We start from the raw sequence: 24,996 nt of genomic DNA, 5'->3' as shown, positions 1-24,996 counted from the left end.
TTGTCTGTTCATGAGCATAAACTGGGAAATAATCCGATTAATTGTATGGTCATAACGATAAGTGATACAAGACAGTCGGAAACAGATAAAAGCGGAAATCTGATGACTGCATTGTTTGAGGAAGCTGGTCATCATGTCGTTGAAAAAGCGATTGTTCCGGATGAAAAGCGTGCTATTCGGAATCAGATTACGGCAGGATGTGAAAACGCCAATGTTGATATCATCTTAATGAATGGCGGAACCGGTATTGCCCATCGTGATGTGACGATTGAAACCATAGAGCCGATGCTTGATAAAGAAATGAACGGATTTGGTGAAATATTCCGTATGCTCAGTTATCAGGAAGACATTGGTTCGGCCGCCATTCTGTCACGTGCGATTGCGGGGGTGATCGGGAATAAAGCTATTTTTGCAACCCCCGGTTCATCCGGCGCTGTGAAATTAGCTATGAATAAACTGATCATTCCTGAAATCAATCATGTTGTCAATGAATTGCGAAAAGATATTCGGTAATTTCCCAGATTGCCCCTGCGGAAATATGCGACAGCAGTGGTACCAAATCGAGCAAGCACGATTAAATCGCGCGACATGCAGTCAGCAAGGTAACAGTGGGTCGCGCGAGCAGTACCAATTCACGTGAACATTACCAGCAGGAAAACATGGAGCCGTCAACTCACCAAGCACATTGGTCAGCGTACGACCAGCACGTCACAGCTGGCATATCTTGTAATGCTTTCCGAAACACTGCCAATCAGGAAACGTTCGACGGCTCCCATTCCTGTTGCACCACAAATAATTAAATCCGCTCCAAAGCTTCCCGCTATATCTTTGGCAATTTTTACTTTTGGTGATCCATACTCGACACACCTTATCAACTTGGTTATCCCCGCAACTTTTGCATTTTCCACGTAACTGTCCACCAAATCTTTTGCGTATTCCTCTGCACGTTCAGCCAATGTTCTGTCATATGCCTCAGCTGTGGCAAAAGTTCTTGAATCAACAACATGAGCCAATATCATCCGTGCGTCATTTCGTTTTACAATATCCAGCGCTTTCCGGAATGCTTTTTCAGAAGCCTCAGACCCATCTACTGCTACGACAATATGCTTATATTCCACTGGAAATCCCTCCTTTTATTATTTTATTACCCTTTAATATCGAATGACAATCGTATTTACCAAAACTGGAAAAAGAAATTACTGTTTTGTGTATTCATGGTGAACAAACTAAGAATGGAGGTGATGAAACTTGGTCAGGAAAAATAAATGGGTTGAAGATAAACAAGGTATTTCGGCCGTGCAAAATCAATTATTTGAGAGCTATCAGAGCGGTGTGATTGAAGATAAGGATAAACTCTCCAATAACCGGAGCATCCACACGTATAATAATCAGAAAAATTAAGATGCTGAACAATCATCCTTGCTGCGGGGTGGATTGTTCAACTGACTTATTACATTATATTATGTTATAATTTCAGTCATGATAAGCGTTTCAGCAAATACTGCAGAAAAGGAGGAACAGCCGATGGGACATGCATTGATAACAGCAGGTACATCAGGACTGGGAAGGCAAGTCGTTCAAACATTTTTGGAAGCCGGCCATCATGTCACCACAACGTACCACCATAATGCTGAGAAGGCACGGAACGTCCAGGCAGAGCTCGCATCATACAGTGATTTGCTACATATTGAACAAGCTGATATAACCGATCAACAGGCGATAAATAACCTGGTGAATACCGCAGTGGAATCTCATGGTGGAATCGACTATCTGATTAACAATGCAGGTCCGTTTGTATTTGAACGGAAAAAACTGCTTGATTATTCCGATGATGAATGGGACGAAATGATCCATGGCAACCTTGATGCCGTTTTTTATTTGCTTAAAGAAACGATCCCGCATATGCGAAAGCAGCGTTTTGGGCGGATTGTCAATTATGGCTTTCAGGGAGCCAACAGTGCTTCAGGCTGGCTGTATCGTTCTGCATTTGCAGCTGCCAAAAGCGGTCTTGTTTCACTGACAAAAACAGTTGCATTTGAAGAGGCGGAGTATCAAATTACGTCCAATATGGTGTGTCCCGGCAATATTGTCGGTGAGATGAAAGAAGCCGGTATTGAAGACAGCCGAAAAGTTCGTGACGATAAGACACCAATTGGCAGGCCCGGAACAGGAGAGGATATCGCTCGTGTAATTTTATATTTATGTGACTGTGATTCAGACATGATTACCGGATCTATTTTTGAAATCACAGGTGGAATCGATGTTATCAATCGCTACCGATAATATTTGAATGTTTTTTCCTGTCGGGATTTGTTATAATGAAAATGCTTTCATGGTATTTTATATATACATAACATAGGGGGTATATTCAATGAAAATTGGAGTGCCAAAGGAAATTAAAAATAACGAAAACAGGGTAGCCATGACACCGGCCGGAGTGGTTACATTAACAGATGCTGGCCATGAGGTCTATGTTGAGACTGGTGCCGGACTGGGATCAGGTTTTCCGGATGAAGCGTATAGAGTGGAAGGAGCGACGATCGTTTCATCTGCAGAAGAAGCTTGGTCAAAAGAAATGGTCATGAAGGTTAAAGAGCCGCTTCCTGAGGAGTATGACTATTTTTATGAAGGTCAAATTTTATTTACCTATTTACACTTGGCAGCGGAACCGAAATTGACCGAAGCGTTGATTGACAAGAAAGTAGTCGGCATTGCATACGAAACAGTACAGCTTGATAATGGTTCATTGCCGCTATTGACCCCGATGAGTGAGGTTGCTGGGCGTATGGCATCGCAAATTGGTGCACAGTTTCTGGAGAAGACCAAAGGTGGGAAAGGTGTATTACTTTCAGGAATTCCTGGTGTAAAACGCGGGAAGGTGACTGTCATCGGTGGTGGTGTAGTTGGTACAAACGCAGCCAAAATGGCAATGGGGCTTGGTGCTGACGTGACCATTATTGATTTGAATCCGGAGCGTCTGCGTCAGCTGGATGATATTTTTGGTTCGGATATCAATACATTGATGTCCAATCCGAAAAATATCAGTGACTCCGCCGCAGAATCTGATCTTGTGATTGGTGCTGTTTTGATCCCGGGAGCAAAAGCACCGAAATTGGTAACAGAGGAAATGATTAAGTCAATGCCGGAAGAGTCAGTCATTGTTGACGTTGCGATTGATCAGGGCGGCATTGTTGAAACGAGCGACCGGATTACAACACATGATAATCCAACTTACAAAAAGCATGGTGTTTTGCATTATGCAGTTGCGAATATGCCTGGCGCGGTCCCGCGTACATCAACAATCGGACTGACAAATGTGACAGTGCCATATGCACTGAAGCTGGCAAATAAAGGATATCTACAGGCCTGCCTTGATGACGAAAAATTGTTAAAAGGAATCAATACACTGGATGGATATGTCACATATAAAGCAGTTGCTGAATCCCATGGTTTGCATTATGATGATGTGCATGCACTACTTGGAAAAGAATAATGAATTAAAGCGGCACCTGACTCAGGTGCCGCTTTAATTCAGTTGATATCGAAGGCAATCGGTTCATAAAGACCGACCTTATTAATAGGATATCTGCTGATTAATCCACAATTTGCAGTTCTTTCGGATATTCAGTCAATATTTCTGGGCCTTTATCGGTCATGAAAACCATATCTTCAATTCGCACACCGCCTTGCCCCGGGACATAAATACCTGGCTCAATCGTATAGCACATACCTGTTTGAAGCGGCAGCTTGTTCTGGCTATGCATCGATGGATATTCGTGCGTTTCAATTCCAAGTCCATGTCCGATCCTGTGGGTGAAATAGTCGCCATAGCCTGCTTGCTCAATGTGCCTGCGTGCTGCCAAGTCAACTTGTCCGACCGACGTACCTTGCCTGGATGCCTCAATGGCCTTTATCTGTCCGTCCAGTACGGTATTGTAGATCTTTTCCTGTTCGGGTGTTGCTGATTTAAAGGCAACCGTCCTGCTAATATCAGAGCAATAACCTTCATAAACCACCCCAAGATCAAACAGTACAAGATCCCCTTTCCCAATTGTTTTCATGGAAGGTGTCCCGTGTGGTGATGCGGTTTTAGCACCTGATAAAGTCATCGTGGAAAAGGACATTTGCCGGACGCCTTGTTTTTTCAGTTCGTACTCAACTTTTGCAATGATTTCGAGTTCACTGACATCCTGTTTTATTGCTTTAACACCCGTTTTGATACCGAAATCAGCAAGTGCCGCAGCTTCTTTAAGAAGTCCATACTCCTGTCTGTTTTTGATCACCCTTAAATTAGCCAATATTTCCTGTGCATCGGTGAAAATGGCATCCGGAAGTACTGTTTTGATGTGTTCAAAGCGTTCCAATGTCAGATGGTTTTGCTCCAATGCCATTGATTGCGGCCTACTCTCGTTGCGTGTCAGAAATTGGCGAAACAGTTTCCACGGATTCTCATGGTCACTGTAAGCAATGATCTCATACTTCCATCCTGCATTTTTGGCATCTTCCTTCTCCATTGCGGGTATAATCATTAATGGATCATGATATCGGCTGATATAAACAGCAATAAGGCGTTCGTGCGGATCTGTATAATAATTGCTTAGATAGTAAAAATTCGCCGCTGACGTAATCAGCATACTGTCCTGGTCATTCTTTTTCAGTTCACCAAGCAGCAAGTCCAATCTTTCTGTCATTGTGATCACCCCTATTCTAATTGTAGGTCCATTATAACAAATCAAATCCGAAAAATTGTTCATTTTTGAAACTTTTATGGATTATCATCGTATTGCATAGGGAAACATTCAGAATGACGGGACTTGTAAATAATTTAAAACAAGGAGGGCATATACATGTTTAAGTTCTTTAAACGCGTTTCGACCGTTGTCAGTTCAGAGCTGAATGCTATGCTTGACAAGGCGGAGGATCCGGTGAAAATGCTCGATCAGTTCATGCGGGATATGGAGAGTGATATCCAGGAAGTTGAATCGGCAGTTGCGAAACAAATCGCTAATGAAAAAATGCTGAAGCGGAAGGCTGATGATGCACAGGCGAAAGTGGAAAAACGGCACAAACAGGCTGAACAGGCAATTGAAGCAGGTAATGACGATTTGGCCAAACGTGCACTGGAAAATAAGGTAGAACAGGAGAAACAGGCTGAATTATTGCAGGAATCCTGGGAACAGGCAAACAAGGACAGTAACGTATTACGTGATAAACTGGATGAAATGAAAAAGGAATACCAACAAATGAAACTGAAGAAAGATTCCCTTCAGGCTCGTGCGGAATCGGCCAAAACAAGAACAAAAATGAACCGAACGATGTCAGCAATCGGCAGTGATGAATCGAAAAAAGGTTTTGAACGGATGGAAGAAAAAGTCTTGCAGTATGAGGCAGAAGCCGATACAAGTGAAGATTTAACACATGAAGGCCGGTCACTTGATGAGGAATTTGACAAATTAAACAATGATCATGGCGAAATTGACGATGAACTGGCAGAACTTAAAAAGAAGATTGGAAAAGAATAAATATGAAGCCCCGGGGGGGATTCAGTCTGTTCTTTATCCCGAAATTTGCATAAAAAAATCCAAAACGGGTAAAGGAATCAGGAAGGCCTCTATCGAATATATATAGTGCAGACTATTGAGCTAAAGGAGCGATAGACATGAAAGTATCTTATCATGGACATTCTGTGGTCCGGATTGAAACAGACAGCCACACCATTTTAATCGATCCGTTTATTTCCGGGAATGAAGCATGTGACCTTGATGCAGGGTCTGTTGAGGCAGATGTTATTTTGCTGACACACGGCCATAATGACCATGTCGGGGACACTGAAGAAATTGCCAAACGAAACGATGCACTGGTCGTAGCCCCGAATGAGCTGGCCGATTACCTTGGTAATAAAGGGCTGAACACTCATAATATGCATATCGGCGGGGCTCATGAATTTGATTTCGGGAAAGTGAAATTCACCCAGGCATTTCACGGTTCATCCTATACAGAAGAAGATGGTACTATTATTTATACTGGTATGCCGGGTGGAATTCTGCTGACGATTGATGGCAAAACCGTTTATCATGTCGGTGATACGGGACTGTTCAGTGATCTGAAGCTGATCGGTGATATGAACGACATCGATATAGCGTTTGTGCCAATCGGTGATAATTTCACGATGGGACCTGATGATGCGCTGATTGCCTCAGATTGGATCAATGCTACGACAGTCGTACCCGTACATTATAATACATTCCCGATGATTGAACAGGATCCGGATGATTTCGTCTCCAAGGTGAAAACCGGACAAGGACTTGCGATGAAAATCGGGGATTCAGTGGATTTGTAAACGGACAAAAAACGTGGGCGATGGCTCACGTTTTTTAAATTATAAACGTCAGCATGCATATCAAGGGAAAACTTCGGTGCCCTCTAACAAGACGGAGCTATACATTCAGTTTTGGATTTTCAACTTTAGCAAACTTTCTTATTCCATACTGGCCTTGACATGGTATAATGTTCTTGTGTCATAAATCTATTATCATTCATTTTAGAATGGAACAAGGAGCACAGTAATGGATAATCTTCTCATTCTATTATTCTTCCTGCTTGGTCTGATCTTCGGTTCATTTTTCAATGTCATTGGATTGCGTATACCCCAAAAAAAGTCCTTTACTAATGACCGTTCGGTTTGCCCGCAATGTCAACACCCCTTGTCATGGCCTGAGCTTATTCCTGTTTTATCTTACATGATGCAGCGTGGAAAGTGCAGACATTGCAATGGAAGCATTTCACTTCTGTATCCGGTGATCGAGTTAACAACAGGCGTATTGTTTGTATTCTGTTACATACAGTCGGGATTGGACTTTGAATTAATAACGGCGCTCATATTGATGTCATTGCTGGTGATCATACTTGTTTCCGACATTCGATACATGCTTATTCCGAACAGTATATTGCTATTCTTTTTTCCGCTATTGGTTTTGGCACGCTTTATCCGGCCGCTGGATACGTGGTGGTCCTCAATTGCAGGAGCTTTTGCCGGCGTCCTCATTATTGCGATTGTCATTCTTGTGAGCCGCGGCGGTATGGGTGCAGGCGATATGAAGTTGTTTGGCCTTTTAGGTATCGTATTGGGGTTTGAAAAAACGCTGTTAGCTTTATTTCTTTCTTGTATGATCGGTGCAGTTATCGGACTTGTATTACTCCTGCTGAAAGTTATTGACCGGCAGCAGCCGGTTCCATTCGGTCCATATATCGTTATCGCATCGATCATAACCTATTTTCACGGGGATATTTTATTAGGCTGGTATTTTCATGATTGGCTGCAGGGATGAAAGTTTTGTCTGTCAGTTCTGCACCTCCTGCTTTCATCATAGATTAATAGCGAGGGAGGAGATATAAGTGCGTCATTATGCGATATTGCGCTTACTGCTGGCTGGCTTTTTCCTGTATATTGCCTGGCCGGTAATTCCGAGTGCCATCACACAAGAAGCAGTACTGTTTTGGGGATTATGGCTTGGATTCTTTTTACTGGTTGTTGGGGCCAATTTTGCAACACTTTTGCAAATGACAAAACCCCCAGTAATGGAACAGGAGCATACAGGATCTCGACAAAGGGCTTAACCATTGAGGTTTCACTGTATCAACTGTATAATATAAGATAAGTATAAAGACTAGTACAGTTGAAAGTCGGTGAATCAATGGCTACGAAACACGAACAGATTTTACAGCATATTTTATCACTGGAAATCGGTCATAAAATCTCAGTCAGGCAGATTGCAAAATCATTGAATGTGAGTGAAGGGACTGCCTACCGGGCCATTAAGGATGCAGAAAATCAAGGGATTGTCAGTACGATCGAGCGGGTAGGTACGATCAGGATTGAGCGGAAAAAGAAGGAGAACTTTGAAAGGCTGACATTTGCCGAAGTGATCAAAATTGTGGATGGACAAGTGTTGGGTGGTCGTGAAGGGCTACATAAAACATTAAATAAATTCGTTATCGGCGCGATGCAGCTTGAAGCCATGATGCGGTATACAGAAGCTGGTTCATTGCTGATTGTAGGTAACCGGGTCAAAGCACATGAATTGGCATTAAGTGAAGGGGCTGCAGTATTAATTACGGGCGGATTTGATACAGATGACAGAATTAAGCAGCTCGCCGATGACAAACAACTGCCGGTCATGTCAACTAGCTATGATACATTTACGGTTGCTGCCATGATTAATAGAGCGATTTACGATCAGCTGATCAAAAAAGAAATCGTATTCGTCGGGGATATTTATTCACCATATGATCAGTCGTTATATTTATATACAAAAGATAAACTGGAGCGCTGGTATGAATTAAATGAACAATCGGCACATACGCGGTATCCGGTGGTCGATGACAAAGAACGTGTAGCGGGGATGATTACCTCAAAGGATGTCATCGGAAAAGATAAGACAACATCTGTTGAAAAAATCATGACGAAAAACCCGATTTCTGCTCAGGATAAAACCTCACTGGCCTATGTTGCGCATATGATGGTTTGGGAAGGCATCGAGGTTGTTCCGGTGGTAGATGAGTCAAACAGGCTTAAAGGCGTTGTTTCACGGCAGGATGTACTGAAAGCCCTGCAGCAAATTCAGCGGCAGCCACAAATCGGTGAGACGATTGATGATATTGTAGCGAATAACCTGATTCCAGCAGAAGAGGATCAGACTGTTTTTCATGCTCATGTGACACCGCAAATGACGAATCAGATAGGTACACTTTCCAACGGTGTATTTACGGCGTTAATGTCAGAAGCGAGCAGTCGGCTTTTGCGCCATTACAAAAAAGGTGACCTTGTCGTGGAGAATTTGACGGTTTACTTTTTAAAGCCGGTACAGATTGACAGTAAACTGACGATTAAACCAAATATTCTGGAAGCCGGCCGCATTTACGCCAAAATGGATATTGAAGTATTCGGCGGAAAGAAAATGGTCGGAAAGGGTCTCCTGATGGCCCAATTGATCGACCGTTATTAGAAAAACTCAGGCCAAGCTTCGTCATATAGCGAGTACCGAAGTGCCCTTATAAGGTCAACGTAATCTATCTATTTTACGTTCAATCAAAGGAATCGGCACTCCGCCGATTCCTCTCAATCATACCTCTGAACTCCTAGTGTGAATTCAGCCGGTTCCACTCACGCCTGTAATGTTTCACTTCTTTCATTCCCGCGTACAAATGCAAACCGCCGAAAACCAAGAAAACAATACCGATAAATAATGAAATCTGTGTCTGGTAAAATACATATTGATTGATGGCAAAAAAGAAAATAAAACTTCCGAGACAAATACGTGATTTTGCGTTAAAATAAGCTTGGGTCAACCCATCATCACTTTTTATGATGGCCACTTTGTAATAAATCCAGAAAACGAGCGAAAGGACAATAATAATTGGAAAAATAATCATATGATCTACTCCTACACTGAATGAAGTTCCACTTTATTGTAGCTTGTTTTTTCTTTTTAAGAAAGTAAAAAATGTGACAAAGTCAGGAGAATAGTATGTGTATACCATCGATCATTCAAGCGATTAAAACATATGAAACGATTATCATTCACCGTCATGTACGCCCTGATCCGGATGCATATGGTTCTCAGGCCGGTCTGAAGGAGATGATTGCCGAATCGTTCCCCGATAAAAATGTGTACATTGTCGGAGAAGAAGACCCATCCTTGGACTTTTTGGCTAAGATGGATGAGATTGCTGATCATACATATCAAAATGCGCTGGTCATTGTCTGTGATACAGCTAATGCTGCCCGTATCAGTGATGAACGGTATAGTTTGGGGGACAAACTGATTAAAATTGATCACCACCCAAATGTGGATGTCTATGGTGATCTGATGTGGGTGGACACAACAGCCAGTTCAACGAGTGAGATGATATATGATTTTTACCAGTCCGCTAAAAATGAAGGATTTACCTTTAACAATGATGCAGCGCGCCTTATTTATGCCGGTATTGTCGGTGATACTGGGAGGTTTTTATTCCCAAGTACGACCAAGAAAACACTCCAGCATGCAGCGGAACTTGTGACGTATGATTTTGACCGTCCCAGCCTTCATGATGGTATATATAACATAAAAGACAACATTGCCAGACTGCGCGGGTATATTCTGCAGCATTTCAAGCTTTCTGAATCCGGATTGAGCTCGGTTAAATTGACAAAAGCTACTCTGAATGAATATGGTGTCAGTCCGATGGATTCGGGGCAGCTTGTTGGGGTCCTGGGTGATATTGAGAAGATTAAAGCATGGGTATTTTTTATCGAAGAAGATGATTTGATCAGAGTCCGTCTGCGTTCAAAAGGCCCAGTCGTTAATGAGATTGCTACCAAATATGATGGCGGGGGTCATCCAATGGCAGCAGGAGCATCTGTCAGTACATGGGAAGAAACAGAAAAGGTGATAAAGGATCTGGAACAGTCATGCAAGGAATATGAAGGCTAATCTATAGGCCGCTGTTCCTGTAGGAGTCTCCGTGTATTCAGGCTGCTAAGAGCAGTTAAAACATTCGTTCCCTTCATTCAAAATCAACCATCTTTTAGAATGGTTATCCTATAAAATGAGGCTGAGACAAAAAAATATTAGTCAAGATCAATCTGAACTGTTCCAATTACAGTTGCTCCCTGTCAAGTAGACAGTGGAAATAATAAAAAGGATTTACGCGGCCTTCTTCCTATACTCCATAGGACTGAGGCCGTTTAATCTTTGTTGGTATCGCTCAAAATTATAGAAATGGATGTATTCCTCAATTGCTTGAACTAATTGCTCATTTGTTTGATACTCGTTCTGCCAGAAAGCTTTTACTGATCTCTGAAATGTCCATTCATTATATATGTCGCTTCTTCAATTCCTCCAGTATGTCCCAATTATAAAGACACTTTTTGCTATATTTTCCATAAAACAATTCCCTATAGCTAACGCAAAAGAACTCTATATTTAAAGTTAACTAAAAGATATCAAAAAAATAGCTTTATTTTTTATTTACCACTTGTGTTAGAGTTAACTCTAGCTTTTATACTAATCATGAATTATTTTTTCAAAGTAATAATCAGGAGGTATGACTGCGTTATACGAGCAATTTGGAATTACACCTGATCGAATTGCCAATGTTGTGGCGTTTGCCCTTGATCAACCAGAAGATACGAATGTTAACGAATTTACAATTGGCCCAACAAGTCAACCTTGGTAAAAATTTGTTAAGACAAAAATATCGGTGTTTTTTCACAATAACTCTGGCTGTCGATAAGTTCTCGACAGCCTTTTACAATAAGTAATGGACGAAAATATAAAAATTGATAACGTATCGATTTTAACAATAAATACGGTACTTGCAAATGATTTGTGACTTAGTGTGGTTCAATGTGACCGGTTTATTGCTATCTTGTTCTGGGGAATAATACAGTTTGAACTGCCAACTCCTTTCCAATACGCAATCTGTACCGATTATCAGTGGATGAGACAGGATTTACTACAAAATCGCCAAAGCTGCATGAAATGTTTACACATTAATCTGCCATATTAGCCTCTACTGAAATTTTGACTGTTTTCGTTAAATATAGTTTTTTGACCGAAAACTGGAATTCAAAATCATCCACTGTAAATTTTTTGTTCTCGATAGTGGCAGTCAATAATCCATCACTTTCTGAAATAATGGAAACATCTTTTCCAATGATATGCTCGATTTCTTCCTTCATTAATTCTTCAAGGTCATGTATAATTAATCTATCCGGCAGATCTTCTTCGTTGGTAATCGTTATTTCGATGGTTTCCACTTTAATGGGTGCTTTTGACTGTTCGTCTAGATTTTCGTTGTCTTCCAGTAATGCTTCATTTTGATTTTTCAGTTCAGTCACTTCTGATTTGAGATCACGATTCTCCTCCAGAAGCTGTCCATACATAGATCCATGCATGTATACAAATATAAAGTAAGCAATGACTGCACCGACAAACGTTCCAACCAAAAACCGCTGCCATGTTGTCTTCTTATGGTATGGCGGAATATGCATTATCCAACATCCTCCTGAATCAGCCAGCTGATAATGATAATCCCGGCTTTAACCCCGCCCATTGCTGTTAAAATAAGCATGATTTGTTTAAACAGGTCAAAGGTAGATCCGTCCAAAACACCTTTTTCGAAATTAGCAATGGCATCAAACGTTCCGCCGATTGCAGCAACAATTGCCCATATCCGCAGCCTGTCCGCAATCCGATTCATTTGGGTGAATGGTGCATCGCCTGTAGCAAATGCGCCGATACTGCCGATAATGGCACCGCCTATAATGACACCGAATGCGATAAAAAAACAATGAATGAGTTGAGCGATAAATCGTTCTTCCATGGTTTGTACTCCTTGTCAGTATACTGGTTCATTTTATGATGCCAGTGGACAAGATATGTCAGGATGCATGAAATGAACATTAAACGTTATAAAATGCAGTTTTTTGCTTGTTTAGCTATAATGAAGGCAGATATCATATATGAATGTTCAAAAGGGAGGTGGGATAGCATGTCATTTACACACTTACAAGTCCGAAGCGGATATAGTTTCATGAACAGCACCATTATGATTGACAAGCTGGCTGCAAGAGCGCGCGAACTGCAATTTGGTGCGCTGGCACTAACTGATGAACACGTTTTATATGGTGCTATCCCATTTTATAAAGCATGTCAAAAAAATGGGATTAAACCCATCATTGGAATGAATGTAAAGGTTACTTCTGCTGATGAAGAACCGGATTTTTGTATTCTTTTGGCTAAAAATAATCAAGGGTATCAACATTTAATCAAGTTAAGCACACGTATTCAACTATCTCCAAAAAAAGGCATAGAACACACTGAACTGGAGTCTTACAGTGATGACCTGATTTGTATTTTGATTACGGCTGAATCCAAACCGGGATCGTTATTACTGCAAGAACCATATGATCATGTCAAGGAATATTTGGAAAAACACTGGCATATGTTTGACCGGGCTGATTTTTACCTGGGGGTTCAGGATCACGGGCTGCTTACAGAGCGCAATATCAATCAGGCCATAAAAGCTTTTCATGACATGTATCAGACGAATGCTGTATTACTGAACGATGTCAGGTACCTGGGTGAAAAAGACGATCTCGCATATGATTGTCTACAATCCATGAAACATGATAAGAAATGGTCGATGCGGATAACAGATGCAACGGTAAAACAGCGTCATTTGCGATCGCAGGCAGAAATGGAGCAACTGTTTGATGCAGATTGGCCTGAAATCATTCATGAAACTGGTATGATTGCCGAAAAATGCCATGTCACGTTTGACTTTGACCGTAAAATGCTGCCATCCTACCCTGTTCCGGAAGAGGTGGATACTCATACATATCTCGAAAACATATGCCGGGAAAACACCAAACAAAAATATGATATTGTCTCGGATGAAATAGAGGCGCGTCTTGCCTATGAACTGGGGATCATTAAATCAATGCAATTCAGTGACTATTTTTTAATCGTCTGGGATTTTATCGCTTATGCCAAAGAACAGAATATTTTAGTCGGACCCGGCCGCGGATCAGCTGCGGGGTCGCTCGTTGCCTATGTACTCGGTATTACGGAAATCGATCCGATACAATATGATTTATTGTTCGAACGTTTCCTGAATCCCGAGCGTATTACGATGCCAGATATTGATATCGATTTTTCGGATCACAGACGGGATGAAGTCATTGATTACGTCCGTGATAAATATGGAAATGACCATGTTGCGCAAATAATTACGTTTGGTACGTTTGCTGCAAGATCACTGCTGCGGGAACTAATGAAAACAATGGATGTGGACAAGCAGGATGCTAATTTTATATTAAAAAAAATCCCTGTTCAGGCGAAGCAGCCGATCTCAGCGTATGTGAAAGAATCTGCAGACTTGCAGCAATATATTCGGCAGTCGGACAAATTGAAGGCATTATTCACCATTGCAGCAAAACTGGAGGGACTGCCAAGACATTTGTCGACACATGCAGCTGGTGTGGTTATCAGCGAGGAACCGATCGTAGAGGATGTCCCGTTAACTGCCGGCACCCATGATACCTATCTGACACAGTATGCCATGAACGATCTCGAAGCAATCGGTTTGTTAAAGATGGACTTTCTCGGTTTACGAAATTTAACGCTGCTGGAACGAATATTAAAGACGATCAGCTATACAAGCAGGCAAACGCTCACGTTAACGGATATCCCGGAAGAAGACGCGCAAACGTATGAACTGCTGCAAAAAGGCAGGACGAATGGTGTGTTTCAATTGGAGTCACAGGGCATGAAACAGGTGCTGAGCAGATTGAAGCCGACAACATTCGAGGATATCGTTGCGGTGAATGCCCTGTTTCGACCCGGGCCAATGGATAACATCCCGGTTTACATTGACCGGAAGCACGGGAAGGAAGAAATTGAATATCCGCATCCAGACCTTGAGCCAATTTTGAAAAAAACATATGGCGTACTGATTTATCAGGAACAGATCATGCAAATCGCCCATCAAATTGCCGGATTTTCACTGGGACAGGCTGATATTTTACGGCGGGCAGTCAGTAAAAAACAGCAGCAGGTAATGGATGAACAAAAAGCTGCTTTCATCCGGGGCTGTTTGGATAATGGGTACACAGCACAAGTTGCCGAGGAAATTTTTCAATGGATTGTTAAGTTTTCCAATTATGGTTTTAACAGGAGTCATGCGGTTGCCTACAGTAAAATATCGTACCAGCTTGCATACTTAAAAGCACACTATCCTGCCGCCTTCTTTGCGGAATTGTTGAGTTCGGTGGGGAGCCAGCAGGATAAGGCAGATATGTATATAAAAGAATTGAAGGCTCATGGGCTGACATTAGCCCCGCCATCGATCAATAAAAGTTTCGGCAAATATTCCGTGGAGAATGATCAGATACGGATGGGGTTTCTGTCGATTAAAGGTATTGGCAACCAGGTCGTTAACGAAATTATCCGGGTCAGAAAAGATGGTTTATTTAAAAGTTTGTTTGATTTCTGCCTGCGTGTGTCGCTGACAGTGATCAACCGCAGAACGTTGGAGACACTGATAATGGCAGGTGCTTTTGACGACGTTTATGATAACCGTGCAAGCCTCTTGGCATCGATTGACCAGGCACTGGAACAGGGCGAGCTGTTTAAGGAATTCAGCGGACAGTCAAGCCTGTTTCAGCAGAAACTTGATTTGGAAGAAAACTATGTAGCGATAGAAGATTTCAGCCTGATGAAAAAGTTGGGTGATGAAAAAGAACTGCTCGGCATTTATGTTTCCAGCCATCCGTTCAGCAAATACAGGGACATTTTGAAGACAAATGGGTATATCTCCATGGCGGATGCACCCAAAATGGCCGGAAAACGAAACCAGAACAGTGCCGGAATCGTACAGGCTGTCAAAAAAATCCGTACCAAACGGGGAGATCCAATGGCATTTCTGACAATTGGTGATGAAACAGGTGATATGGAGGCAGTCGTTTTTCCGGATTTGTACCGGGAAGTTCATCGCTGGCTTTCGGAAGAGCAGCTCGTAACATTTCAAGGAAAGGTCGAAAGCCGGAATAATCAGCTTCAGTGGATTATCACCGTCATCGAAGAGTTCAGCGAGCATGAATGGGAGGTTGATCAGAACCAGCGTTTATTCATTAAAATAACAGAAGATAATAATGAAAAAGCGCTGGCAGGGATTAAAAACATAGCAGGAAACAATCCCGGCAGGACACCAGTCATCGTTTATGATCAGCAGGAAAAGACATCATACCAGTTATCATACGCTTATTTGGTTCATCCTGATGAAGCGTGCCTCCAAGCGTTACGGCATTATTTTGGTGCTGAAAATGTTGTGCTGGATAAGGTGAAAATGCCATGATATAATCCTGAGAATAAGAAAATTGAGCGTCACCTTTCTTCTTTACACAGATAAGCCATCTGTTATAATGAAATCATTAAGTGGTCAGACCACCCTGTTAATTTAACTTTCTCAGGGTATGTTGCTGAGGGGATAAAGAAACCCTAGGCAGTGAAACATCGAAGAAAAAAGTGGTTATGTTGAGGACGCGGACAAGTATTTTAGTTGAAGTACCTTAATTGAGGATATGAATATAAGGGAATCATCCCTTAAACTGTATTGTCTCAGGAAAGTGCTTTTCTTTTACAAGGAGCGTAAAAACATAACGTCACAAATTCAATCCGTCATCTTTACCGGGCTTACTGAAAAATCAATAAAAGGAGTGAACAGTGTGCCGAATCTAAGAGACGAAGCATTGCACATTCACAAAATGAATAAGGGTAAACTTTCAACCGACGCGAAAGTTCCCGTACGGAATGCAAGAGATTTAAGCTTAGCATATTCTCCTGGTGTAGCAGAGCCGTGCAAGGAAATCTATGACCGCGTAGAGTCTGTATACGATTATACGATGAAAGGCAATACAGTTGCGGTTGTAAGTGACGGGTCGGCTGTTTTGGGTCTGGGCAATATTGGAGCTGAAGCAGCTTTGCCAGTAATGGAGGGAAAGTCCGTCCTGTTTAAAAGTTTTGCCGGTGTTGATTCTTTTCCAATTTGCCTGGATTCACATGATGTCGAAAAAATTGTGGAAACAGTCAAGTTGATGGAGCCGACATTCGGTGGTGTCAACCTGGAAGATATCGCTGCACCGAATTGCTTCATTATAGAGGAGCGTCTGAAAAAAGAAACGAATATACCGATTTTTCATGATGATCAGCATGGTACCGCCATTGTGACGGTTGCCGGGTTGATTAATGCACTGAAACTGTCCGGTAAATCTTTTTCGGATATCAAAGTAGTGGCGAATGGTGCCGGTGCTGCCGGGATTGCTATTATAAAATTATTATACAATTTTGGTGTGCGTGACATGGTCATGTGCGATTCCAAAGGGGCCATTTTTGAAGGCAGACCATATGGGATGAATGAAGTCAAGGATGAGGTCGCCAAAATGACCAACAAAGATAAACAAGAAGGATCGCTGGAAGAAATCCTGGATGGTGCAGACGTGTTTATCGGTGTTTCGGTTGGCGGTTTATTATCAAAAGAGATGGTAGAGAAAATGAATGATGATCCGGTTATTTTCGCGATGGCCAATCCTGATCCTGAAATTATGCCCGATGACGCAAAAGACGCAGGTGTAAAAGTAATTGGGACAGGTCGCTCTGACTTTCCGAACCAGGTTAATAATGTACTTGCATTCCCCGGAATTTTCAGAGGAGCATTGGATGTCAGGGCAACCCGCATCAATGAAAAAATGAAGGTTGCTGCAGCTGAAGCGATAGCGTCTCTTATTACTGAAGATGAATTAACGCCAGACTATGTTATACCAGCTCCATTTGATCCAAGGGTTGCACCTCTGGTAGCGTCCAGTGTTGCTCGTGTTGCAATGGAATCCGGAGTTGCCAGGATTGAGGTTGATCCGGAAAGTGTTGCTGAAAAAACGCGTCAGCTGACACAAATTGATGAGGCATAATCCAGTAAATTTTGTTCAAAAATGATAAAAAGGACCGATTGGCCAACGTTCTTCATTAAAGGGAGTACGTTTTCTGCGTTTTTTGAACAACCTCTAAAAGGAGTGACTCCGGCTGTGTCCATGTCACCGAAGCAAAAGGTATATCAGGGTGTTTTACAGGAGCTCCGCAAGTATATTGACGATCATGATTTAAAGCCGGGAGACAAGCTTCCATCTGAGCGTGAACTTTCCGAAAACCTGGAGGCAGGGAGATCCTCCATTCGGGAAGCTTTGCGCGCTATGGAATTATTGGGATTGATTGAAACAAGACATGGGGAAGGGACGTTTTTAAGCCATTATCGGCCGTATCACTCAGTAGAAGTACTGTCGTCATTTATCCTTCAAGGGGCAAACACAAGAAATGATCTGTTATTTGCCAAAAAAATTATCGAAAAAGAAGCCGCCAGGATTGCCTATGATCATATTCGCCTTGATGATATCGAGCAATTGTATGGCATTATTTATGACAGCACATTAAGCAATAATGAGAGACACGTGGCATTTTTTCAATACTTATTTTATAAAACGGAGAACCTGTTGTTGGCCAAAGTGTGGCAGTTAATGGATGAATTTTCATATACGATTTCCAGTCTTTCGTATGAGCAATCATTTTATCTGGAACTTATAAAGCTTTATCAAACAAAAAATTATGGTAAAATAGAGGAATTGTTTTATTCCGCATGTAACAAGCAGTAAGCACCTGCATTTAAAAATAGTTAAAACCTAGACAAGATTGTGGAAACCAACTGCCTGCTGTAAATGTCCGATTCTGTTCAACTAACATAAACATTCAGTGGGGATGAACGTCCTACTGAATGATGTTTCACTTTATGGACTGCCAACGGAAAAATAATTCAGTCCAGTTGACAGTTTGTGACACCTGCAGTTTAAATGTCTCTAACCCGCTGATTCACCGAATTCCCTGAACCGGGTATCTAACTTCTGGATAGACGAGAAATCAGCCGGGTGTTTCATACAGGTGACGCAGTATAGTTATAAAATCGTTTTGCTTGTCCTGTTGTGAACAAAAGGAGGAATTTCCCTTGCTCAAGGATTTTTTTGGCAAGAAAAAAAAGAAATATGCTACCATTCCAGGTGAACAAAGTAAACTTGAGATTCCGGAAGGGCTAATGAAAAAATGTACGAACTGTCATAAAATCTATTATCGAAAAGAAATGAACAAGAATATTAACGTTTGTCCAAATTGTGGTTATCACCATCCTCTGACAGCCTGGGAACGGATTCATAGTTTAATCGATGAAGAAACATTTGAGGAATGGGATAAGCAGCTTACAACCACCAATCCACTGCAATTTCCAGGTTATGAAGAAAAAATAGAGAAAGATCGTCAAAAAACCGGTCTGAATGAAAGCGTGGTGACCGGGAAAGGCTCGATTGACGGACAAATGACAGCATTTACTGTCATGGATTCCAGTTTCCGGATGGGGAGCATGGGCTCGGTTGTTGGCGAGAAGATTTCCCGTGCGATAGAGAGGGCCAATGACCAATCACTGCCGTTCATTATTTTTACTGCTTCCGGTGGTGCCAGAATGCAGGAAGGTGTCTTAAGTTTAATGCAAATGGCGAAAACATCTGTTGCTGTGAAACGTTTTTCTGAAGCTGGCGGGTTGATGATTTCCGTTATGACACATCCGACGACAGGCGGGGTATCGGCAAGTTTTGCATCGATAGGAGACTATAATTTAGCAGAACCCGGAGCTTTGATTGGCTTTGCCGGACGGCGTATTATTGAACAAACCATTAATGAAAAACTGCCGGATGACTTTCAGACTGCAGAATTTTTATTAAAGCATGGACAACTTGACAAAGTTGTTCATCGCCATGAAATGAAATCTCTTCTTTATAAATTGCTTTCCATGCACCGGAAAGGCGGGAAAACTTCATGAAACATGCGTTGGATTTTGAAAAACCGATTGTAAACCTGAAGGAAAAAATTGCAGAGTTAAAATCGTTTACGGCTGATAGTGATATCGATTTGACAGAGGAAATCACCACACTCGAAAAACGGCTGGAAGTGCTGGAAAACGATATATACGGCAATCTGCAACCATGGCAGCGTGTTCAGATGGCACGACACCAGGATCGCCCGACAACACTGGATTATATCGAACAATTATTTACGGACTTCATTGAATTTCATGGGGATCGTTTATATGGTGATGACGAAGCGATTGTATCCGGAATTGCGCTTTATCAGGATACTCCTGTCACCGTGATTGGCCATCAGCGAGGCAGAGATACGAAAGAAAACATCCGCCGCAATTTTGGCATGCCGCATCCGGAAGGGTACCGGAAAGCATTGCGGCATATGCGCCAGGCGGAAAAATTTAATCGCCCTGTTATCTGTTTCATCGATACGAAAGGCGCTTATCCGGGCAAGGCTGCTGAAGAACGTGGTCAAAGTGAGGCGATTGCCCGGAACCTGATGGAAATGGCCGGGCTTAGGATACCGATTATTTGTATTGTCATTGGTGAAGGCGGAAGCGGCGGTGCACTGGGGTTAGGTGTCGGCGATCGTATCCATATGCTGGAGAATTCCACCTATTCCGTTATTTCACCGGAGGGAGCAGCAGCATTATTGTGGAAAGACGCCAGCCTTGCAAAACAGGCAGCAGAAAATATGAAAATTACATCGTATGATTTAAATGAGCTGGATGTGATTGACGATATTATTCCAGAGCCAAGAGGCGGTGCGCACCGAGATACCAAACAACAAGCGGAAAACATTGATGCTGTTTTAACCAAATCGATACAAGAACTGATAGCAATACCCTCAGATGAATTACTTGAAAAGAGATGGGAAAAGTATAATAAAATTGGAGACTATCAACAGGTTTAAATTATTTATGAGGAGGTTGACACGGGTCAGCCTCTTTCATGCTTATAGCTAAAATAATTGATATTTTTGCTGGTTACAATTATCTTGGATGTAGTGACAATGAAAGACATGAGGTGAAAAGATGAAAAAGATTGGTGTTTTGACAAGCGGTGGCGATTCACCGGGTATGAATGCCGCCATACGTGCTGTTGTTAGGAAAGCAATTTATCATAGTGTCGAAATATATGGTATTAAAAATGGATTTCAGGGTCTTATTGACGGCAATATCAAAAAAATGGATATTGGTTCGGTTGGTGATATCATTCAGCGTGGCGGTACCATATTGCGTTCTGCCAGGTGTGAGGAATTTAAAACCGATGGCGGTCAGAATCAAGGTATTGAGCAAATGAAAAAGCATGGGATCGAAGGCTTGATTGTCATCGGAGGTGATGGAAGTTTTCGCGGTGCACAAAAACTGACTGAAAAAGGTTATCCGTGTATCGGAGTCCCTGGAACGATTGATAACGATATCGCGGGTACCGACTTTACAATTGGGTTTGACACAGCCTTAAATACCGTTATTGAAGCAATTGACAACATACGTGATACTGCCTCTTCGCACGAACGGACATTTATCATTGAAGTGATGGGAAGAGATGCTGGTGACTTGGCACTTTGGGCCGGTCTTGCAGATGGTGCGGAAAGTATTCTCATTCCTGAAAAAAAAGATGAACTGAATGATATTATTGAACGTCTGAAACGTGGTCAGGAACGTGGCAAAAAACATAGTATTATTATTCTTGCAGAAGGAGTCGGCAGTGCATTTGAATATGCCGAAAAAATAAAAGAAACAGCCGATTTAGAAACACGTGTGACTGTATTAGGCCACATCCAGCGCGGAGGATCTCCGACTGCATCTGATCGTGTATTGGCAAGCCGGCTGGGTGCACAAGCTGTCGATATGCTGCTGAGTGGTAAAGCAGGAAGAATAGCGGGGATCCAAAATAACCAATTGGTTGACCATGACATTGCAGAAATTTTAGCAGAGAAGCACACGATTGATATGGATATGTATCAATTATCCAAAGAATTGTCGATATGATTTGTAAGGAGGCGCTGTAAATGCGAAGAACAAAAATTGTATGTACGATTGGACCGGCATCGGAATCAATCGAAAGACTGACACAACTCATGGATGCAGGAATGAATGTCGCCCGTTTGAATTTTTCTCATGGCGATTATGAGGAACATGGACGACGGATTCAAAATATCAGGGAAGCGGCAGCTAAAACTGGAAAAACCGTTGCCATTCTGCTGGATACGAAAGGACCTGAAATCAGAACAGGAACATTTAAGCATGGTGAAGCGGAAATCGTAAAAGACAGTATTGTTCATGTGACCATGAGTGAAGTGGAAGGAACCGCTGAACGTTTTTCCGTTTCCTATAGCGGTTTGGTTGATGATGTTCATGCCGGTTCTAAAATATTGCTTGATGATGGGTTAATTGAATTGGAAGTACTGGATATTGATCACGAACATAAAGAACTGAAAACGAAAGCATTAAATTCAGGTATGATCAAAAATAAAAAAGGGGTCAACGTACCGAACGTCAGCGTAAATTTACCAGGGATTACCGAGAAGGATGCGCGGGATATTGTGTTTGGTATTGAACAAGGTGTTGATTTTATCGCAGCATCCTTTGTCCGCCGCCCATCTGATATATTGGAAATACAGGAACTGCTTGAAGATAACAATGCGACACATATAAAAATAATTCCGAAAATCGAAAATCAGGAAGGGATTGATAATATTGAATCGATCCTGGAAGTGAGTAACGGGCTAATGGTGGCACGTGGTGATCTAGGTGTGGAAACGCCGGCTGAAGATGTGCCACTTGTCCAAAAAGAATTGATCACAAAATGTAACATAGCCGGTAAACCGGTCATCACGGCAACCCAAATGCTTGATTCCATGCAGCGCAACCCAAGACCAACGAGAGCTGAAGCATCCGATGTGGCCAATGCCATTTTTGACGGGACGGATGCGATCATGCTATCAGGCGAAACTGCTGCAGGGGATTATCCGGTGGAGTCAGTTCAGACGATGAGTAATATTGCACTGAAGGCAGAAACAGGACTGGATCATAAGCTGATTCTGGATAACCGGTCCAAATCTGTTGATATGACGATAACAGACGCGATCAGCCAATCAGTGACCCATACGGCAATGAATCTGTCGGTCAGTGCTATTATCACACCAACAGAGAGCGGACATACAGCCAGGATGATTTCGAAATACCGTCCGGAAGCACCTATTATTGCTGTAACGTTTAATGAAAGTGTTAACCGCCAGCTGGCACTCGTATGGGGTGTGTATGCTGTTGTGGGGAGCAAGGCAGGTTCTACGGATGAAATGTTAGATATTGCAGTAGATCAAGGGCTGAGCACCAATATTTTTGAACGCGGCAGCAGAGTGATTATAACAGCTGGTGTTCCGATTGGTGAAAGAGGTACAACCAATTTGATGAAGATTCATGTGATCGGTGATGTGATGGCGAAAGGACAAGGAATAGGCCGCGGGAGTGCTTATGGCAAAGCTGTCATTGCAAGAAATGCTGAAGAAGCAATTGAAAAAGTGGCTGAAAATGATATCCTGGTCACTTATGGTACGGACCGTGATATGATGGAAGCCGTTGAAAAAGCATCTGGCATCGTGACAGAAGAAGGCGGACTTACCTCCCATGCGGCAGTAGTCGGACTGAGTCTCGGAATACCGGTTATTGTCGGTGTCAAAGATGTTTTTGACAAAATTCAGGACGATACAGATATTACCATCGATGGGGCAAAAGGTGACATATACGAAGGACATGCCAAAGTGCTGTAAATTTGGCTTTTTTAGGAGCCAGGTACCGGAAATAAAAATGAGATCTTTGGAAAATCCGAATTCAAATCAGATAAAAGGGGGAGCATTTGATGCGGTGGTTACTGCTTGCTTTCATCATTGTACCTGCCATTGAAATAGGTGTGTTCATTTGGGCTGGCGGCATTATTGGCCCATGGTGGGTAGTTGGATTGATCATTTTAACCGGTGTTGCAGGTGTATCACTTGCACGCAAAGAAGGTTTCGAAGCATGGAAAAGGGCACAGAGCTTGATAAACAATGGACAGCCTCCAGGTGAAGCGATCATTGATGGTATTTGCATTTTTGTTGGCGGCGTTCTTCTGTTTGCTCCTGGGTTTGTTACTGATATAGCCGGCTTTACTTTAGTGCTTCCGTTTACTCGGAATCCTTTTAAACGAGTGCTGGAGAAGCTTTTACGAACATGGGCAGAGAAAAGCACTATTATTTACCGCAGATGGTAATCAGCCTTTAATAAATCGTGCCATTTGCTGGAAGACCCCTGCTTGATAAAAGGCATTTCCAAGTATGACTAGAAATGGTCCGATCAACAATCCAAAGGCTCCCCATATTTGGATACCAATAAAAAGGGCCGCAAGTGTTGCGAGCGGATTCAACCCAACCCTGTCTGAAACGATTTTCGGTTCCAGTAACTGGCGCTGAACGACGACGAACATATATAAAATGGTTAAAGCAATGGTCATGGAATAGTCGGCTGACAAAAATAGATAAATGATCCAAGGAATAAAAATAATGCCTGTTCCGATGAAGGGAAGCATATCGGCCAACACTGCAAATAGTGCAATTGTTAATGCAAAATCTACTTGAATCAATAAAAGTCCGGCTAATATTGTCAAGGATGTAACCGAAATAAGAATTAATTGAGCTTTCATAAATCCGGAGAAAGCTTTTTGTAAATGATTCCAAACACTGCTGCTTGTATGAAGTACATTTTTTGGAATCATTTTCTTTACATTCGTGATAAGTATATGCCAATCTTTTGTCATAAAAAAAGCTGACATGACAGTAAATAGAAAAATGGTGATGGAACCAGGCACGAGCGACAATGTACGCGGTATTTGCAGCAAAAGCGTATTCAGAATATTAGTACCGAATGCTGCAAACTGATGAATGAACTGATTGATACTTTCATTAATGCTTGCCTGCTGATCAGGACTCAGTGTATGAAAAAAGGAAGCAAAATGATGATATAATGGCAGCAGCTGCCCGTTAATAAACTCTTCCATCATAAAAACGAATGCACGGAAATGATCCGGGATGATATCTGCTAAATAAGACGTTCCATGGATCAGCTCGGAAATGAGCAGGATAATCAGTCCAATAACACCTGAAATAGTAATCGCCATAGCAATGAACGCAGCGAAACCACGCGGCATTCTGAATGTTTTCTCCAATATCGTGACCACAGGGTTCAAAAACAATGAAAGTAATGCTGCCAGCAGAAATGGATAAATATACGGAATGGCATATGTTAAGGTTAAACATATGACTATAACAGATAATATCACGAAAAAGAATCGTAAAAGCTGGTATATCTTTTGCCTGTACAATTGGAATCCCCCTGGTTATCAAAATGATGCTTGTACTATGTTACATATGATAGAAACCGGAAAAATAGACTAAAGACAGTTATTTGCGGAATAATAGCGCGTAAAAAATAATATCGTGTTTCATTATGTTAGAAAAA

Annotated in this window: 25 protein-coding genes and 1 pseudogene; 19 read left to right on the top strand and 7 right to left on the bottom strand. The window is 42.0% G+C overall.

Going from position 1 to position 24,996, the window contains the following annotated elements:
* Complete coding sequence (locus BM195_RS13555) at positions 1–513, top strand: MogA/MoaB family molybdenum cofactor biosynthesis protein (RefSeq protein ID WP_425283923.1); 513 nt, start codon at positions 1–3, stop codon at positions 511–513.
* Positions 514–689: 176 nt separating this feature from the next.
* Here BM195_RS13555 and BM195_RS13550 read toward each other — a convergent pair whose 3' ends face one another.
* Positions 690–1,118, bottom strand: coding sequence for a universal stress protein (locus tag BM195_RS13550; protein WP_090239323.1), 429 nt, complete (start codon positions 1,116–1,118; stop codon positions 690–692).
* A 130-nt stretch (positions 1,119–1,248) separates the two neighbouring features.
* On the opposite strand from BM195_RS13550, the gene BM195_RS18380 reads away from it, so the two are divergent.
* The 3 genes from BM195_RS18380 to ald all read left to right on the top strand — a co-directional run bounded on the left by BM195_RS18380 (position 1,249) and on the right by ald (position 3,493).
* Positions 1,249–1,401, top strand: coding sequence for a hypothetical protein (locus BM195_RS18380; RefSeq protein ID WP_170848262.1), 153 nt, complete (start codon positions 1,249–1,251; stop codon positions 1,399–1,401).
* Between the two features lie 123 nt (positions 1,402–1,524).
* On the top strand, positions 1,525–2,283 hold the full coding sequence (locus BM195_RS13545; RefSeq protein WP_090239321.1) for an SDR family oxidoreductase: 759 nt from the start codon (positions 1,525–1,527) through the stop codon (positions 2,281–2,283).
* An 88-nt stretch (positions 2,284–2,371) separates the two neighbouring features.
* Positions 2,372–3,493, top strand: coding sequence for an alanine dehydrogenase (gene ald / locus BM195_RS13540; RefSeq protein ID WP_090239319.1), 1,122 nt, complete (start codon positions 2,372–2,374; stop codon positions 3,491–3,493).
* Between the two features lie 100 nt (positions 3,494–3,593).
* Here ald and BM195_RS13535 read toward each other — a convergent pair whose 3' ends face one another.
* Entirely contained in the window at positions 3,594–4,691 is a 1,098-nt protein-coding gene (locus BM195_RS13535; protein ID WP_090239316.1) for a M24 family metallopeptidase, read from the bottom strand.
* A gap of 156 nt (positions 4,692–4,847) precedes the next feature.
* On the opposite strand from BM195_RS13535, the gene BM195_RS13530 reads away from it, so the two are divergent.
* The 5 genes from BM195_RS13530 to BM195_RS13510 all read left to right on the top strand — a co-directional run bounded on the left by BM195_RS13530 (position 4,848) and on the right by BM195_RS13510 (position 9,005).
* Positions 4,848–5,522, top strand: coding sequence for a PspA/IM30 family protein (locus tag BM195_RS13530; RefSeq protein WP_090239313.1), 675 nt, complete (start codon positions 4,848–4,850; stop codon positions 5,520–5,522).
* A 137-nt stretch (positions 5,523–5,659) separates the two neighbouring features.
* Positions 5,660–6,340 carry a metal-dependent hydrolase gene (locus BM195_RS13525; RefSeq protein ID WP_090239310.1) on the top strand — a complete coding sequence of 227 codons (681 nt, stop codon included), beginning with the start codon at positions 5,660–5,662 and terminating at the stop codon, positions 6,338–6,340.
* 226 nt (positions 6,341–6,566) lie between these two features.
* Positions 6,567–7,328: a prepilin peptidase gene (locus BM195_RS13520; RefSeq protein ID WP_090239305.1), complete on the top strand. Its 762-nt coding sequence runs from the start codon at positions 6,567–6,569 to the stop codon at positions 7,326–7,328.
* Between the two features lie 67 nt (positions 7,329–7,395).
* Positions 7,396–7,617, top strand: coding sequence for a hypothetical protein (locus tag BM195_RS13515; RefSeq protein WP_090239298.1), 222 nt, complete (start codon positions 7,396–7,398; stop codon positions 7,615–7,617).
* A 77-nt stretch (positions 7,618–7,694) separates the two neighbouring features.
* Positions 7,695–9,005, top strand: a complete 1,311-nt coding sequence (locus tag BM195_RS13510; RefSeq protein WP_090239432.1) for a DRTGG domain-containing protein — start codon at positions 7,695–7,697, stop codon at positions 9,003–9,005.
* Positions 9,006–9,138: 133 nt separating this feature from the next.
* On the opposite strand, the gene BM195_RS13505 is transcribed toward BM195_RS13510, so the two are convergent.
* Entirely contained in the window at positions 9,139–9,432 is a 294-nt protein-coding gene (locus BM195_RS13505) for a YtpI family protein (RefSeq protein ID WP_090239291.1), read from the bottom strand.
* Positions 9,433–9,527: 95 nt separating this feature from the next.
* Here BM195_RS13505 and BM195_RS13500 point away from each other — a divergent pair, with 95 nt between their 5' ends.
* Positions 9,528–10,475: a DHH family phosphoesterase gene (locus BM195_RS13500; protein WP_090239286.1), complete on the top strand. Its 948-nt coding sequence runs from the start codon at positions 9,528–9,530 to the stop codon at positions 10,473–10,475.
* Between the two features lie 213 nt (positions 10,476–10,688).
* On the opposite strand, the gene BM195_RS18900 is transcribed toward BM195_RS13500, so the two are convergent.
* Positions 10,689–10,865, bottom strand: a complete 177-nt coding sequence (locus BM195_RS18900; RefSeq protein ID WP_090239428.1) for an IS3 family transposase — start codon at positions 10,863–10,865, stop codon at positions 10,689–10,691.
* A gap of 220 nt (positions 10,866–11,085) precedes the next feature.
* On the opposite strand from BM195_RS18900, the pseudogene BM195_RS13490 reads away from it, so the two are divergent.
* Positions 11,086–11,220 (top strand): annotated as a pseudogene (locus BM195_RS13490) (oxidoreductase); the annotation flags it as partial.
* Positions 11,221–11,536: 316 nt separating this feature from the next.
* Here the strand turns inward: BM195_RS13490 and ytrI are convergent.
* Entirely contained in the window at positions 11,537–12,037 is a 501-nt protein-coding gene (ytrI, locus tag BM195_RS13485) for a sporulation membrane protein YtrI (protein ID WP_090239282.1), read from the bottom strand.
* Positions 12,037–12,369: a sporulation membrane protein YtrH gene (gene ytrH / locus BM195_RS13480; RefSeq protein WP_090239278.1), complete on the bottom strand. Its 333-nt coding sequence runs from the start codon at positions 12,367–12,369 to the stop codon at positions 12,037–12,039. The genes ytrI and ytrH overlap by 1 nt, the downstream gene beginning before the upstream one ends.
* 168 nt (positions 12,370–12,537) lie before the next feature.
* Here ytrH and dnaE point away from each other — a divergent pair, with 168 nt between their 5' ends.
* The 8 genes from dnaE (at position 12,538) to BM195_RS13440 (ending at position 23,752) form a co-directional block, all read left to right on the top strand.
* Positions 12,538–15,903: a DNA polymerase III subunit alpha gene (gene dnaE / locus BM195_RS13475; protein ID WP_090239275.1), complete on the top strand. Its 3,366-nt coding sequence runs from the start codon at positions 12,538–12,540 to the stop codon at positions 15,901–15,903.
* 409 nt (positions 15,904–16,312) lie between these two features.
* Entirely contained in the window at positions 16,313–17,512 is a 1,200-nt protein-coding gene (ystJ, locus tag BM195_RS13470) for an NADP-dependent malic enzyme (protein ID WP_170848264.1), read from the top strand.
* Positions 17,513–17,632: 120 nt separating this feature from the next.
* Entirely contained in the window at positions 17,633–18,247 is a 615-nt protein-coding gene (locus BM195_RS13465; RefSeq protein WP_342028040.1) for a FadR/GntR family transcriptional regulator, read from the top strand.
* A 347-nt stretch (positions 18,248–18,594) separates the two neighbouring features.
* Positions 18,595–19,458, top strand: a complete 864-nt coding sequence (accD, locus tag BM195_RS13460) for an acetyl-CoA carboxylase, carboxyltransferase subunit beta (RefSeq protein WP_090239265.1) — start codon at positions 18,595–18,597, stop codon at positions 19,456–19,458.
* On the top strand, positions 19,455–20,411 hold the full coding sequence (accA, locus tag BM195_RS13455; RefSeq protein ID WP_090239261.1) for an acetyl-CoA carboxylase carboxyl transferase subunit alpha: 957 nt from the start codon (positions 19,455–19,457) through the stop codon (positions 20,409–20,411). The genes accD and accA overlap by 4 nt, the downstream gene beginning before the upstream one ends.
* 121 nt (positions 20,412–20,532) lie before the next feature.
* Positions 20,533–21,492: a 6-phosphofructokinase gene (gene pfkA / locus BM195_RS13450; protein ID WP_090239256.1), complete on the top strand. Its 960-nt coding sequence runs from the start codon at positions 20,533–20,535 to the stop codon at positions 21,490–21,492.
* 20 nt (positions 21,493–21,512) lie between these two features.
* Positions 21,513–23,273, top strand: a complete 1,761-nt coding sequence (gene pyk, locus BM195_RS13445; RefSeq protein ID WP_090239251.1) for a pyruvate kinase — start codon at positions 21,513–21,515, stop codon at positions 23,271–23,273.
* Between the two features lie 89 nt (positions 23,274–23,362).
* Complete coding sequence (locus BM195_RS13440; RefSeq protein WP_090239248.1) at positions 23,363–23,752, top strand: FxsA family protein; 390 nt, start codon at positions 23,363–23,365, stop codon at positions 23,750–23,752.
* Here BM195_RS13440 and ytvI read toward each other — a convergent pair whose 3' ends face one another.
* Positions 23,753–24,859: a sporulation integral membrane protein YtvI gene (gene ytvI / locus BM195_RS13435; protein WP_090239243.1), complete on the bottom strand. Its 1,107-nt coding sequence runs from the start codon at positions 24,857–24,859 to the stop codon at positions 23,753–23,755.
* Positions 24,860–24,996 lie beyond the last annotated feature (137 nt).

Origin of the sequence: Lentibacillus halodurans (assembly GCF_900112045.1) — a bacterium.
In the GTDB taxonomy this organism is placed as follows: domain Bacteria; phylum Bacillota; class Bacilli; order Bacillales; family Amphibacillaceae; genus Lentibacillus; species Lentibacillus halodurans.
This window is presented reverse-complemented; position numbering and strand designations above follow the sequence as displayed.